This window comes from Chryseobacterium capnotolerans, from assembly GCF_021278965.1.
In the GTDB taxonomy this organism is placed as follows: domain Bacteria; phylum Bacteroidota; class Bacteroidia; order Flavobacteriales; family Weeksellaceae; genus Chryseobacterium; species Chryseobacterium capnotolerans.
Genome location: NZ_CP065589.1, coordinates 770604 through 785412 on the forward strand (window position 1 = coordinate 770604; position 14809 = coordinate 785412).

Consider the following 14809-nt stretch of genomic DNA (forward strand, 5'->3'; position numbering starts at 1 on the left):
TTATTTTTCAGATAGAATAGGATGTTATTGCTATATTTTACTTTTTACATTGTACAAAAAAAAGTATTTTAGTAGTATGAAAATTTATACAAAAACAGGAGATAAAGGCCAGACAGCACTTTATGGTGGAACAAGAGTTTCCAAAGCCAGTGCGAGAGTAGACAGTTATGGAAATATAGACGAACTGAATTCGTTCATTGGAATTGCAAAAAGTCATATTGAAGATCAAGAAGTTTTGAGACAACTGAAAAAATTCAGTTTGATCTATTTACTGTAGGCTCAGAAGCAGCCACTCCAGTTGATAAGCTGATGCTGGCTAACGGAAAATCACGACTTCCAATCATTATTTCAGAAACAGAAATTGAAGAACTGGAGCAATGGATGGATGCTTTTGATGAGAAACTGGAACCACTGCAGTATTTTATCCTTCCCGGAGGCGGAAAACCTGCAACATTTTTGCATGCCGCTAGAACTATTTGTAGAAGAGCAGAACGTTCATTGGTGTTTTTAAATGAATCTGAAGAAGTACGTCCGGAATTGATTAAATATTTAAACAGATTGTCAGATTATCTTTTTGTTTTGGCAAGATATATATCAAAACTAAACAACGAACCTGAAGAATACTGGAACCCGAATGAAAGATAAAGTATTACTTTTCATCAACGGAGAAGCTCCAAAATCTTTCCCTAATCCAGACCATTATGACCTCATCGCTTGTACAGACGGTGCTTTTCACTATCTCAAAAGAATAGGATTTCCTTTGGATAAACTGGACTTTATTTCTGGTGATTTTGATTCCCACTCCGGATCTGATGAAAACATTTATCAAGAAAAATTTATCCATACACCAGATCAGAATCATACAGATTTTTATAAATCACTGGATATCATTATTGAAAAAGGAGGAAAGAATGTAGATGTTTTTGGAGGCAGTGGGGGGCGAACAGGATCATTTTTTAGGAAATCTTACAGTTGCTTATGCTTTTAAAGATAGATTAGAAGTGAAGTTTTATGATGAATTTTCAGCGTATTATTTCATTCCAAAAAAAATTACAGTAAAAGGAGTAAAAGATAAGATGATCTCTCTATATCCATTTCCTGCAGCTGAGAATATTACAACAACAGGATTGAATTGGCCTTTGAATAATGGAAATTTAGACATTATCTCAAGAATCGGAACCCGAAATTTTGCAGTTGAAGATGAGGTTTCCATTACCTATGAAAAAGGAGATCTGCTGATTTTTATTGGAAAAAATTATTTGTAAATAAAATAAGACCCATTGGCTTTAGCCAAAACTTAAAATAAATTTTAAACCACAAAGTAACAAAAGTTTAGAACACTTAAGTTTTTTAAGTAACTACTCACCGTTCGAGAAGTTCACCTAAGTTCTGAAAATCTTTGATTTTCTTCTTAAGTGTACTTCTTTTATGTAACTTTTAAGCTTAATTAAGTGAACTCAAGGGTTATTAAAATAAACTTTTGTACCTTTTGTTGTAAAAGAAAAAGCTATTGAATATATTCATTAAAATACCGATTGTCATTATTTCATTATTCTGTATTTTCTCATGTAAAACGCAGCGTTTTGAAAGCCCTGAATATGGCAAGAATGAAACAGAAAAAGTTATTAAGCTTAAAAAGGTCCATAATTTCAGGGCAGTAGGCAATATTAAAAATACCGAAGGACGGTCTTTGAAAGAAGGAATGCTCTACAGAAGTGCCCATCTTCATAAACTTAAAAAGAAATCCTTTGATGAGTTTGGAAAATTAGGAATTACGGAAATCATAGATTTAAGGAATTCAAAAGAGATTTTCGAGAGTCCTGACCATTTGCCGAATGGGATCACGTATAAGAAATATTCAGCTTTTGAAGATGAAGGAGATCAGTTGTCACAGGCAAGAAAACTGGTACTGAAAGGAAAAGTAAATGCTTCGGATGCAGACAAAAGAATGATTGATTTTTACCGTGAATATGTTACAGAAAATCCGGAGACTATAAAAACCATCATTACGGAGATTATGGAATCTGAAAAGCCTATTCTTTATCACTGTACTGCAGGAAAGGACAGAACAGGAATTGTTACCGCTTTAATTTTAACTATACTAAAGTTTGATAAAGAAACGATCTATAATGAATACCTTCTGTCTAACAACTTCAGAAAATCCTTAGTAGACAAAAGGCTCCGTTTGGCAAACAATCTGCATTTTCTCTATCCAAAGATGGATTTACAGGTTTTGGAAAAGCTGAGTTGGGTTGAAAAAAGATACCTTGATGCGGCTTTTAATGAGATCGATAAAAAATATGGGTCCACAGATGCTTATATTCAGGAGGTATTAGGCATTTCTGAGGCTAAAAGAGCAGAATATATTCAAAAGTTTACGCATTGATTATCAGACCTAAATTTTCATAAAACAGAATATTGGAGGTTTATTTAAAATTATAATAATTTTAACATCTAAAAATCAAACTTTTTTAGCAATTTTGCATTTCTTAATTCACTTGTTTAGAAATGAAAATAAAGTACTCGGAACTTATTGATCAGACATTATATTTTCCTACGGAGGAATTTAATGTTTCTGAGAACAATTTGTTGTTTCACGACGTTCCATTGATGGACGTAGTTGAACAATTTGGCACTCCGCTAAAGATTAGCTATCTGCCGAGAATTTCTCAAAATATTCAAAAGGCCAAAAGCTGGTTTAAAGAAGCTTTTGAAAAAATTGAATATAAAAAGAATTATACCTACTGTTACTGTACAAAATCCAGTCATTTCAATTTCGTATTGGAAGAGGCACTGAAGAATGATATTTCAATAGAAACATCTTCTGCCTATGATATGGATATTGTAAAATCTCTTTATGAGAAAGGGAAAGTAGATAAAAATATTGAAGTAATCTGTAATGGATTCAAAACGGATGATTATCTGACAAATATTTCAGATATGATCAATAATGGTTTTGGAAACATCACTCCGATTCTGGATAACTACCGTGAACTGGATAAACTTACAGAAAGTATAGATTCTACATTCAATATCGGGATCAGAATTGCTTCAGAAGAAGAACCTAAGTTCGAATTTTATACCTCAAGATTAGGAATCGGATATAAAGATATCATTCCTTATTACAGCCAGAAAATCGCTGAACACCCGAATGCAAGATTGAAAATGCTTCACTTCTTTATCAATACAGGGATCAAGGATACTGCTTATTATTGGAACGAATTATACAAATGTCTTCGTGTATATGCACGTTTGAAGAAAATTGCTCCTGAAGTAGATTCACTAAACATTGGTGGTGGTTTTCCAATCAAAACCTCTTTGAATTTTGATTATGATTACCAATATATGGTTGAGGAAATTGTTTCTCAGATCAAAAAATTCTGTGAAGAAGAAGGAGTAGAAGAACCCAACATCTATACTGAATTCGGAAGTTTTACCGTTGGGGAAAGTGGGGCTAACCTTTATAAAATCATCTCTCAGAAACGTCAGAATGACAGAGAAAAATGGAATATGATTGATTCTTCTTTCATGACGACACTTCCAGATACATGGGCGATTTCAAGACACTTTATCATGCTTCCTCTAAACCGTTGGGAAGATAGTTATGAAAGAGTATTCTTAGGCGGGTTGACATGTGATTCAGATGATTATTATAATTCTGAGCAGCATACCAATGCCATTTATCTGCCTGTTTTCAGTGATACAAAACCTTTGTATATCGGATTCTTCCATACAGGGGCTTATCAGGAAACGATCGGAGGTTATGGCGGAGTACATCACTGTCTGATGCCTCAGCCAAGACACGTTTTGATTCAGAAAGATGAAAACGGAGAGTTACAGTATGAGATTTTCCGTGAAAAACAGGAGCCGGAAGATATCTTGAAACTTCTTGGGTACAAGTAATACTTTAACTATCATTGTGAGGAACGAAAGTGACGAAATCTCATAATAAATAAAACTGCCTTAAAAAGTTTAACTTTTTAAGGCAGTTCAATTTGGTGTAAATAATTCTATAGAATTATTTACCGTATTTTTTTCTAAGGTTTCAATTCTTTTTTGCAGTTCAATTGAGTAGAGTGTAAGCTCTTCTATTTTTTGGAGAAGTTTAATCTGAAACTCTCCAACATTAACACCCTCTTTTTCCATCGTTTTTGCAGATGCAATTTCTGGTAGATGTTTTTTTTCTTTGATATGTTTTTCAACTTCCTGGAGAGTGGGAAGGTTATAGTTTTCATCAAATACAAAGTCCGCAGTTGGGGTCAATGTTACCTTAACTTCTTTTGCCTCTAATTTTGCATTAATCAAAACATTGTCTGAAAACGAAGCTTTTCCGATCACATCAAGTTTGGTTTGAGGTGTACTTGTTCCTATTCCAACATTTCCACTCACATACATTTGTCCATCATGTCTTAATGAAAATGTAACATCTTCTGTACCAGTTCCAAAGATTGTATTTTTCATAAAATATCTATCAGGATTCCTTACATGGTTAGTAATTAGCTCAAATTGATTAGATCCTGTAGGCCCGGAATCATGTACGGTCAATTTTGATTTAGGAGTGGTTATACCTATTCCTACATTTCCATTTACATACATTTGCCCATCATGTCTTAATGAGAAAGTAACATCTTCTGTACCACTTCCCAGAACTGTATTTTTCATAAAATATCGATCAGGATTTCTTACATGACTAGTAAGTAGATCAAATTGGTTAGATCCTGCGGGCCCAGAATCATATATAGCTAATCTTGATTTTGGAGTAGAAATACCTATTCCAACATTTCCATTTCCTTTAATGATAAAAGGAACATAATTACCAGCTCCAATATCTCTAACTCTAAAAAAGTGACTGTTATCTGAATTAGCAGTGGTACCAAATGATACAACATCAATTGTCATTGCATCTATAGAAAGATCGCTTCCAGGGTGAAAAACATGAAGTTTAGCTTCTGGTTTCTGGATTCCAATCCCTACGTTATTACTTGATGGGTTGTTTATAACACCTTCAATACTTCCTGTGGGAGTATAGATTTGTGCGGATAATGACCCAATTGAAAGAACAGAAAGGAATAGAAATAATTTTTTCATAAGTTATAATTAATTTTTAAAAATATTTTGAAATTTTATCCAGTTCAAGATCTTCATAATCAGAAACCACAGTATCAGCTAAGGTATAATCCTGATTTTTTGAATGTGGACTTCTGTAAGCAGCACAGAATATTTTAGCTCTGTGGGCCGCTAGAATTCCATTCGTAGAATCTTCAATCACCATACAGTTTTCAACAGATTCACCAGCCATTTCAGCCGCCAGGAGAAAAACTTCAGGATGAGGTTTGGATTCTTTTAAATCGGCTCCGCTGATCTTCCCCCTGAAATATTGCTCAAGTCCGAACTTTTCAAACACCATATTAATGGTTGTCATGGTCGCAGAAGAAGCTAAAATAAGTTTGATGCCATTTTCGTGATAATGCTGAATCAGGTTTCTTACTCCGGGAATCAGATCAAATTCATCATCATTATAAAAATAATCTTTAAAATGAGATCTTTTGATACCCGCAATGGATTCGTAAGTCTGATCTAAATTAAATTCCTTAATCAGAGTTTCAGAAACTCTTTTGGTGGAAGCTCCGGTAAAAGAGGTGTATAAATCTTCGGAAACTGCAATTTCCAATTCATCAAACGTTTTGAAATAGGCTTTTCTATGCAATGGTTCTGTGTCTACAATGACCCCATCCATATCAAAAAGAACAGCTTTTAAAGGCATATTTTAAGTTTTTCACAAAAATAGGAATTTGAGTTGAAAGGGGAAAGCTCAATAGGGCAGGAAGTCTGAAGAGGGAGGCTGGAAGTTATTATGAGCAACGTTTCAATGTGGGTATGATAATGGGTGGAAAATGTTGATTAAAATAAGGTTCAAACTCTTTTTAAGGCTTCCATAACTTCCCGCTTCCCGCCCCATCTTCCTTTCTAAAAAATATACGTAGTTTAGATTTAGCCAGAACATCATTGGCAAACTCTTCGTATCTTTGCGATTAATTACAACATTAAAATTTTTAAATAAAGCATGAGAACATACGCAGGAATTCCAGAGGAAAACGCAACGTTGGAGAATTCGAAAGTAATGTTGGTAACAGTTCCTTACGATGGAACTTCAACATGGGGAAAAGGAGCAGACAAAGGTCCTGAATTATTCCTTGACGCTTCTGAAAACATGGAACTTTATGACATCGAAACACAAACTGAACCTTACCTTCAGGGTGTATATTTAGCTGGAGAAGTTTCTGAAAACTCTACTCCTGAAGCAATGACAGAAGCAGTTTATCAGAAAACAAAAGAGCTTTTGAACAATGAAGGAAAAGTATTTACTTTATTTGGAGGGGAGCACTCCGTTTCTATCGGTTCTATTCGTGCAGTAGGAGAAAAATTTGAAAACCTTACCGTTCTTCAATTAGATGCTCACACAGATCTACGTCCTGAGTTTCATGGTTCTACTTCTAACCACGCTTGTGCTGTGTTTGAAGCGAATCAGAAGCATAACTTAGTGCAGGTGGGTATTCGTTCTATGGATGCTGAAGAAGCTCAGTATTTACCTGAAGGGAGAGTGTTCTTTGCTCACGAGATCGCTAACAATGAGAACTGGGTGAATGATGTATTGGAAAAAGTTTCAGGAAACGTATATATTACGATTGACCTTGATGCTTTTGATCCTTCTATCGCTCCCTCTACAGGAACTCCTGAACCAGGTGGATTACAATGGTATCCAACATTGGAATTATTAAGAAAAGTATTCGAAAAATGTAACGTAGTGGCATTCGATATTGTAGAATTAATGGATTCTCCAATGGCTAAGCCAACCGCTTTCCTTGCGGCTAAGTTATATTATAAAATGCTTGCTTATAACGATATTTATAACAACGATAACTAATATTCCGCAAGAATCGGATTTTTTCTGTCATGTATTCTTTGGAAATTTGTGAGATAAAAACATAGTAAGATGTCCACACAAAATCAAATAGATTACAATAGAATTGCTAAAGCGATAGAGTATATCCAGAGCAATTTCAGACTTCAGCCAAGTTTGGAGGAAGTGGCAGAGAATATTCACTTGAGTCCGGCCCATTTTCAGAAGATCTTTACAGATTGGGCAGGAACAAGTCCGAAGAAATTTTTACAGTTCATCAGTCTTGAACATGCTAAAAATTTATTGAAGGAAGAAAAGGCAAGTATTTTTGATACCGCTTATGAAACGGGATTTTCCAGTACTAGCAGATTGCATGATCTGTTTGTGAAAATAGAAGGAATGTCTCCGGCTGAATATAAGAATGGTGGAAAAAGTCTTGTGATCAATTATAGTTTTTCAGAAAGTCCGTTTGGAAATATCCTGGTAGCTTCCACGGAAAAAGGAATCTGCTATATGGCTTTTGAAAATGATAAAGAAACAGCATTAGGGAATTTACAGCATAAATTTCCTAATGCTTCTTTTTTGAAAAGCAAGACACGCTTCAAAAAAATGCATTGTCCATATTCAATAAAGACTGGACGAAACTCAATACCATAAAACTTCATTTAAAAGGTACCGATTTTCAGCTAAAAGTTTGGGAAAGTTTACTGACGATTCCTATGGGAAAACTGTCTACTTATGGCAGTCTTGCAGAAAAAATAGGAAACCCTAAAGCCTCAAGAGCTGTGGGGACAGCCATAGGCAGTAATCCTGTAGCATTCTTAATTCCTTGTCACCGTGTTATTCAGTCTACCGGACACCTTGGCGGTTACCGATGGGGAAGTGGAAGAAAACAAATGATTGTGGGCTGGGAAAGTTCACAGCTTTACTCTTAATATTTTTTTAACCACAAAAGTCACAAAAGTTTTTAGACATTTAAGTTACTACTAACTGTTTGATAAGTACACTTAAGCTTCCCGAAAATGTCAGTTGAAGACGTAAATATTCCCATCCTTTGGAGGGATGTCAAAAATTCAAAGAATTTTTGACGGGGTGGTTTTACACTAAACTACATTTCAAAAACATTCCGTAATTTGTATTTCCAAAACCAAAACCAATGTTAAGCCTGTTCGATGAAACACCAGATTATCCATTAAGTCTTCTTCCACATGACGGAACCGTTCTGTACTATGGGAAAGTCTTCTCAAAAGAAGAGTCTGATAGGTATTACGACTATCTTTTCAATCAGATTCCATGGGAACATGATGAGGCCGTTATCTTCGGAAAGTTAATTCTGACGAAGCGAAAAGTAGCATGGTTTGGAGAAAAAGCATTTGAGTATACTTATTCTAACAGAACAAAATATGCCAAACCCTGGACTCCTGAGTTATTGAAATTAAAACAAAAATGCGAAGAAGTTTCAGGAGAAACCTATAATTCATGCTTGCTAAATCTATACCATGATGGAAGTGAAGGAATGGCTTATCATAGTGACGGAGAAACCGATTTGAAAAAACATGGAGCTATCGCTTCCCTGACTTTCGGAGCAGAAAGAAAGTTTCTATTCAAGCATAAAACAACCAAAGAAAAAGTAGAGATATTCCTGGAAACTGGAAGTCTGCTCATTATGAAAGGAACAACTCAGGACTACTGGCTTCATAGGCTGCCACCTACGACCAAAGTGAAAACTCCAAGAGTAAATCTTACGTTCAGAACAATTGAAGAATAGAAAAACTCTCACAGATTTTTAACGCAATCATCTGTGAGATCTGTGTAATCAGTGGGAAATAAGCATATTTAATATTCATTGCAAAATGATTGAAGAATAAAAAACTCTCGCAGATTGAGCGGATAACGCCGATTATAACGCAATCATCTGCGAAATCTGCTTAATCCGCGAGAGAATAAAACAAAAATTATTTTAAGTTTCAGCTTCCATCAATGAGCCTTGACAAGGCTGCATCATCAGTAAAATCTGGGAGAGATAAAAAACAAAAAAGCTGTTCATCCAAACAGCTTTTTAAATTTATTTTAATACATCAGCTTCAATAGAGCTGTCACCGTATACTTTAATAAATGCTTTGGTATAATCTTCCTTAGAAGCAAAATTCGGATTATCCATAAATTTCTGAGGATTCAGCGCAAAAAGCGGGAACCAGGTACTGCTGATCTGAATTTGAATTTTATGTCCTTTTTTGAAGGTGTGAACCACATCCTGAAGTCTGAAGTTGACGGCCGTTTTCTGATCAGGAACCAATGCTTCACCTTTTTCTTTAGTATTTCTGAATCTTGCCGGCATAATTTCACTTCTTACCATCTGATGGTAGTTACCGTAAATCACGCCATCTTTCTTTTCTGCCGGTTTAAAATCTTCAGGATACACATCAATTAGCTTTACAGCGAAATCCGCATCTGTAGAAGATGAAGAAATATTCAATTTTGCCATAATTTCTCCTGCGAAAGCCATATCTTCTGTCAGTACATCTGTAGTAAATGTCAATACATCAGGTCTTCCTACAGCAAATCTTTGGTCTTCAGACATATAATTTTTTGGAGTAAACCCATTGAAGTCCTTTAAATGATCGGAACTTAAAACCGGATTATTAGGATCACTATAATATTCAGAATATCCTTGTGCGGAAGTATTTTTTAATGTTTTATCTGATAGATAGAAATTTACTTTCTGAGCATTTTTAGGCGGATAAGAGGCGAATTCTTTCCATTGTTTGGCTCCAGTATCATACATCAAAGCTTCCGGAAGACCTGCATCTTCTTTAGTATTCCCCTTAAGATAATGAGCAAAGAATTTTGTTTCTACATTTTTCTGGTAATACGTTGCAATGCTGTCTCCGAAATAAGTTTCACTGTGGAAGTGCTTACCTTGTTCCTGAGACCACCCACCATGAGAAAAGGGGCCCATTACAATGGTGTTTTTTGCCTTAGGGCTTGTCTTTTCAATCGTTTTGTAGATATTTAGAGGTCCGGAAAGATCTTCAGCATCAAACCAGCCTCCAACAGTCATTACTGCATGGTTGATATTCTTCAGGTGAGGAAGCAGTCCTCTTTTTTGCCAGAATTCATCATAGTTGGTATGGTTCATAATTTCCGTCATAAAGAAATTATTTTTATAATATTTTTCATAGGCATCTTTCAGAGTTCCCATATCTCTGTAGAATTTTAAACCATCTTCGGAAGTTTGTTTAATGAATGAATCCATATACCAAGCCTTTTGCTCCGGTTTTGTCTTCTGAACTCCAAAAACAGGAAATGTTCTGAAATACCCTAACATAAATCTTCCGTTGTGAAGAAAATCATCGTTCCAGAAATCAGAGATCGGGGCTTGTGGTGAAGAAGCAACTAATGCCGGATGTTGTGCTAATGTTCCTACAGCAGTATAAAAACCAGGATAAGACGTTCCGAATTGTCCTACTTTACCATTGTTATCTTTAACGTTTTTTAAAAGCCAGTCGATCGTATCGTAGGTATCTGTACTTTCGTCAACATCTTTCTTGGTTTTACGCTCTACCTGTGGAGTCATATTGGTGAAGGTTCCTTCACTCATATATCTTCCGCGTACATCCTGATACACAAAAATGTATTTGTCTTTCATCAGATAAGCATTGGGACCCACTTTGGTTTTATATTCATTTTCACCATAAGGAGCGATGCTGTAGCAGGTCCTTTGCATCAGGAACGGATATTTGTTCTTGTTTGAAATATCCTTGGGGATATAAACAGCAGTGAAAAGTTTTACTCCGTCACGCATGGGAATATAAAATTCCTTCTTGGTAAAGTTATCTTTAACGAAATTGTCTTTTTGTTCTGTATTCTGAGCCTTTCCAAAAATGAAAAGAAGAATGAATACAACTGAAATAGGGGTCTTCATAAGTAAAATTTGTGGCTAATTTAGAAATAAAAATACTTTCCCAGCATTTTCTCAGATGAATCTTCTTTTAAAAGTGGATTTGTTTTGATTTTTTGCTTTGAATTATGGATTTTGTAATAAGAAGTTTTATGAACTTTTGTGACTATAAAAATGCAAAAAAAGCCAGGAAAATTCCCGGCTATTCATTAAAGTATATAAAAGTATGGTGTTTATTTCTTTTTCGGTTTTTTACCTGCAAACTTATTCAGCTTCATACTCAGAGAAAACATGATGTACCGTTTCAGGATCAGATCTTCACGGTCTTCAAAATAAGAATCTGTAATGGTTCTTTTTACACTTTGATTTTGATTCAGTACATCATAGACTTTTATTTTTGCGGTCAGTTGTTTATTGTAGAATGAATATCCAAGGCTGGCATTCCAGAAATAAAAATCCTTTTTAAATCCGGGAGCAATATTGGAGTTTGTATTGTAGGAGAGATCATTGCCAATGAAAAAGTCTTTTGGAACAAATAATTGGTTAGTTCAACCTTAAGGGATTGGCTGGTGGTGTTCACTTTGTTTACATTATAGTTGGTATAATCTGAAAAACTATAACCAAGGCTGTAGGATGGCTTTATCGTAAATATATCTTTGATTTCATAATTCAGATTAAGGCCCGGGTTGAAATTATATGCTCTGCTTGTAAATGCTTCACCATTGATAAATCCATTATTATAATTGTAATTCATGCTGAACCTTGGAGCAATCCTAAGTTTATGCTCATTCCATTTGAATGTTTTGGTGAGTCCCATACTGAAGCTGAAGTTTTTATTACCACTGATATTGCTGTAGGTGATAATCTGCTTTCCGGAATTATCATATTTGGAATAATTGATAACATCGTTGTTTCTGTAAGTAAACCCTGCCATAATATGGTAGTTTAAATTCTTGACCATATTGTAACTGTTGAAAGATACGCTTGTTTCGTTGGTCCAGGTATTTTTAAGGTCAGGATTTCCGGTGTTGGTAATTAAAGGATTAGATTCATCCTTATAGGGAATCAGCTTTCCGGCATCAGGAATTGTGAAACTGGAAGAGTTGGATATAATTAATGATTGGCGATCTGTAAAAGAATATCGGAAATTGGTTGAATATTTGGGTAAGACAAAACTTTTCTGAAGATTATACAGTTGTCCGTTAAAAACCGAATTGACATCCATCTCTGAAATATCAACATTTACCGTAGCCCAGAGACCGAATTTCTTTTTATAAAGATAGTAAGACAATTCAGGAGTAAATTGATTGATCTTTTGATCCATACTATTAGAAAGACGGGTATTGTACTGAGAATACTGCCCTGTAGATGGATCAAAATCATTAAAATCTCTTATATCTCGGGTTAATTTTGAGTTGTATTGCAGGCCGATACCTATGGTGGCAGAATCTGAGATAGGCTCCGTATATTTGGCCATAAAACTATAATTATTATCCTGAGAACGGGTTTTTTGTAACTGATTACGGTTATCAGTAGTCATCCCGGAATCCTTATAAAAGGTATTCAGTGACTGATTGATATTATCATTATTAGATTCTGTAATAGAGGTATTTATCATGGCCATCATTGACCTGTTTCTTTTCTTAAAGTTTTTGAAAAAATTAATATTGGGGCTGAAAGTATTGCTCTCTCCTTTGGTTTGAGTACTATTTTTACTTTCATTTAAAAGTTTTTCATCCTTTAAGGTTGATGATATGGATTGTCCTGAGCTGAAAGTTTCTGCTTTTGAAAATGAAGGCGCGATGTAAATATTAGTCAATGAATCCAGCTTTATTCCCACAGAACTGTTGAAATTGTATTGCCTGGATTCATTCTCATTGCTGCTTTCAGAATCCGTTTTAAGGGTAGAATCCGGAAGGAGTGTTGTCTTTGAAGCTTTGGACCGGGTTTCAGTATTAGAGTCTGTATATTGCAGGCTGAGGTTGTCAAGATTGGCATCTTTCCCAAGTTTGTCATTGTAATTCAATCCAAAACTATTGAATTTTTTGAATTCCGCCTCCCTGCTGGCCACTTCCACGCCCCATTGTATCAAAGATCTGATCTCCTGAGCTGCTTTTTGAATTGATATTATTGGCAGATGCTAGGACACTGATTTTGGTATCTCCTTTAAAGTAATTTAAAAATACATTTCCTTCATACCGCTTATCAGAACCATATCCGGCCAGTATTTTTGACATAAGACCCTTGTTTTTCTTTTCATCAATATTGAAATTAATGGTAGTATTCTGAGATTTCGGAGCTCTTTTGGTGAATTCTTCTTCTTTAGTTTTGGTAGTGGTAAATTGAATATTTTTAATGATGTCTGCAGGAAGATTTTGTAGGGCAGTCTTTCCATCCTTGTCAAAAAAAGGTTTTCCGTTGACCATAATCTGGTCTACAGCTTTTCCGTTGACTGTAATTTTTCCATCATTCCCAATTTCTACTCCCGGAATCTGTTTCAAAAGTTCATCAATTTGACTGTCTGGCGGAACTTTAAGAGCAGAAGCATTGAATTCTATAGTGTCATTCTTTACTTTCACCGGAGAAACCGTAATCTTCACCTCATCAAGAGCAATGATTTTCTTTTTTTCAAGTTCTATATTACCCAGAGATAATGACTGCTGAATACTCTCAAGCGTTTTTGAATACGATAGTTTTTCAGTGTCAATTTTTAAGAAGGAAGGTTCTTTTATCTCATCGGTCTGCAACGAAAATTTACCTTCCTTATTAGTTGCTGTATAATTGATAATGGTGGAGTCTTTAGCCTTTAGCAGATATATGGTGGCATTTTCTACAGGTTTTTTTTCCGGATCGGTTACTTTTCCATCAATATATAGCCTTTGAGCGTATATAATTAAAAAATTACATACCAAAAACACGAATAATAAGATTTTCTTCATTGAGCTTTCCAAAGCGTAAAAATAAAAAAACATCCCAATATAGGGATGTTCCTTTTGAATATTTCAAAAAATATTTTTATGCTCTTAAATATCTTGAATAAGCATATCCTTCCTGACCGTCAGCAGTTTTCACTTTCCACCAGTCATCAGAAGTCTGCTCAATTAAAGTTACAGCAGAACCTTTTGCCGCTTTTCCTACTACAGCAGCTTCAGTAGAAGGCTCTTGTCTGATGTTCAGATTAGATTCATCTGTAGCTACAGTAAGAGAAGCACCTGAAGCAAGACCTGCAACCTGTACATCGATATTGATATCTGAAGCAGAATAAGTAGAATCAATAGCACCTAAAGCATTCCAAACTGCATCTTTTGCAGCTGTATTGGAAGCATCTCCGGAAACATATAAAATTCCGTCTTGTTCCTGAACCTGTAAGTTTGAAATCCCAGCAGATTGAGCTGCTGAAACTACGCTTGAATATTTATCTTGTAATGTACTCATCTTAATTTAATTATTTTACTGTGTAGTTAAATTTAACTTTACCAACTTTTAAAGCGTCAACAGACTGTTTAATTTTTTTAGCTTGTTCCTTAGAAACGTTTCCTGTAAGGGTAAGCTCATCATTGATAACTTCTACTTTTACGGTAGGGAAGTCTTTTACTGCATCCTGAACTTTTTTCTGAACAGCAGGATCTACAGCAGATTTAGTTTCAACTGGTGCTGGAGCCGGAGTAACCTCTACTTTAGACATATCCATTACGTCTTTTACTCCTTTAATTGACTTTAATTGAGCAATCATAGCATCCTTAGAAGCTTGATCCGCGAAAGTTCCGCTTAAGTGAGCTACACCTTCTTTTACTTCAACAGAAGCATTGGGATTAGAAGTTACTACAGTTGTAGCCTGAGTCTGAAGATCGGCATCAGAAACTTTTTTCTTGCAAGAAACTGCCCCGAAAGATACAGCTACAGCTAATGCAGCCATTGCGATAGTTTTTTTCATATTGTATATTTATTAATGTTGTTATACAATCAAATGTAATAATAAAATTTGTACCAAAAGAATAAAAATTCAA

Annotated in this window: 12 protein-coding genes and 3 pseudogenes; 7 read left to right on the forward strand and 8 right to left on the reverse strand. The window is 35.1% G+C overall.

Features of this window, described 5'->3' with window-relative positions:
- Positions 1–76 precede the first annotated feature (76 nt).
- From H5J24_RS03600 to H5J24_RS03615, 4 genes and pseudogenes are all read left to right on the forward strand, one after another.
- Positions 77–645 (forward strand): annotated as a pseudogene (locus H5J24_RS03600) (cob(I)yrinic acid a,c-diamide adenosyltransferase).
- Positions 635–1265 (forward strand): annotated as a pseudogene (locus H5J24_RS03605) (thiamine diphosphokinase). Before H5J24_RS03600 ends, H5J24_RS03605 begins: the two co-directional pseudogenes overlap by 11 nt.
- Positions 1266–1510: 245 nt before the next feature.
- On the forward strand, positions 1511–2386 hold the full coding sequence (locus tag H5J24_RS03610) for a tyrosine-protein phosphatase (protein WP_068944354.1): 876 nt from the start codon (positions 1511–1513) through the stop codon (positions 2384–2386).
- A 122-nt stretch (positions 2387–2508) separates the two neighbouring features.
- Positions 2509–3903 (forward strand): type III PLP-dependent enzyme domain-containing protein, encoded by a 1395-nt coding sequence (locus tag H5J24_RS03615; protein ID WP_068944353.1) that lies wholly within the window; start codon positions 2509–2511, stop codon positions 3901–3903.
- 87 nt (positions 3904–3990) lie between these two features.
- Here the strand turns inward: H5J24_RS03615 and H5J24_RS03620 are convergent, their stop codons facing one another.
- Complete coding sequence (locus H5J24_RS03620) at positions 3991–5088, reverse strand: hypothetical protein (protein ID WP_232816035.1); 1098 nt, start codon at positions 5086–5088, stop codon at positions 3991–3993.
- 16 nt (positions 5089–5104) lie between these two features.
- Positions 5105–5764 carry an HAD family hydrolase gene (locus H5J24_RS03625; protein ID WP_068944351.1) on the reverse strand — a complete coding sequence of 220 codons (660 nt, stop codon included), beginning with the start codon at positions 5762–5764 and terminating at the stop codon, positions 5105–5107.
- 300 nt (positions 5765–6064) lie between these two features.
- On the opposite strand from H5J24_RS03625, the gene speB reads away from it, so the two are divergent.
- The 3 genes and pseudogenes from speB to H5J24_RS03640 all read left to right on the forward strand — a co-directional run bounded on the left by speB (position 6065) and on the right by H5J24_RS03640 (position 8669).
- Positions 6065–6925 carry an agmatinase gene (gene speB, locus H5J24_RS03630; RefSeq protein ID WP_068944350.1) on the forward strand — a complete coding sequence of 287 codons (861 nt, stop codon included), beginning with the start codon at positions 6065–6067 and terminating at the stop codon, positions 6923–6925.
- Positions 6926–6994: 69 nt separating this feature from the next.
- Positions 6995–7836: pseudogene (locus H5J24_RS03635) on the forward strand (bifunctional helix-turn-helix domain-containing protein/methylated-DNA--[protein]-cysteine S-methyltransferase).
- Between the two features lie 221 nt (positions 7837–8057).
- On the forward strand, positions 8058–8669 hold the full coding sequence (locus H5J24_RS03640) for an alpha-ketoglutarate-dependent dioxygenase AlkB family protein (protein ID WP_068944348.1): 612 nt from the start codon (positions 8058–8060) through the stop codon (positions 8667–8669).
- Between the two features lie 297 nt (positions 8670–8966).
- Here H5J24_RS03640 and H5J24_RS03645 read toward each other — a convergent pair whose 3' ends face one another.
- From H5J24_RS03645 to H5J24_RS03670, 6 genes are all read right to left on the reverse strand, one after another.
- A complete protein-coding gene (locus H5J24_RS03645; RefSeq protein ID WP_068944347.1) occupies positions 8967–10826 on the reverse strand; it encodes a CocE/NonD family hydrolase in 1860 nt (619 codons plus the stop codon).
- Positions 10827–11035: 209 nt separating this feature from the next.
- Positions 11036–11317, reverse strand: coding sequence for an outer membrane beta-barrel protein (locus H5J24_RS03650; RefSeq protein ID WP_346729985.1), 282 nt, complete (start codon positions 11315–11317; stop codon positions 11036–11038).
- Positions 11206–12828: an outer membrane beta-barrel protein gene (locus H5J24_RS03655; protein WP_232816036.1), complete on the reverse strand. Its 1623-nt coding sequence runs from the start codon at positions 12826–12828 to the stop codon at positions 11206–11208. The genes H5J24_RS03650 and H5J24_RS03655 overlap by 112 nt, the downstream gene beginning before the upstream one ends.
- A gap of 7 nt (positions 12829–12835) precedes the next feature.
- Positions 12836–13741: a TonB-dependent receptor gene (locus tag H5J24_RS03660; RefSeq protein ID WP_232816037.1), complete on the reverse strand. Its 906-nt coding sequence runs from the start codon at positions 13739–13741 to the stop codon at positions 12836–12838.
- Positions 13742–13817: 76 nt separating this feature from the next.
- A complete protein-coding gene (locus H5J24_RS03665) occupies positions 13818–14237 on the reverse strand; it encodes an SH3 domain-containing protein (RefSeq protein ID WP_045500166.1) in 420 nt (139 codons plus the stop codon).
- Positions 14238–14247: 10 nt separating this feature from the next.
- The gene (locus tag H5J24_RS03670) at positions 14248–14736 is read right to left on the reverse strand and encodes a BON domain-containing protein (RefSeq protein WP_068944346.1); all 489 of its coding nucleotides are present in this window, start codon (positions 14734–14736) and stop codon (positions 14248–14250) included.
- Positions 14737–14809 lie beyond the last annotated feature (73 nt).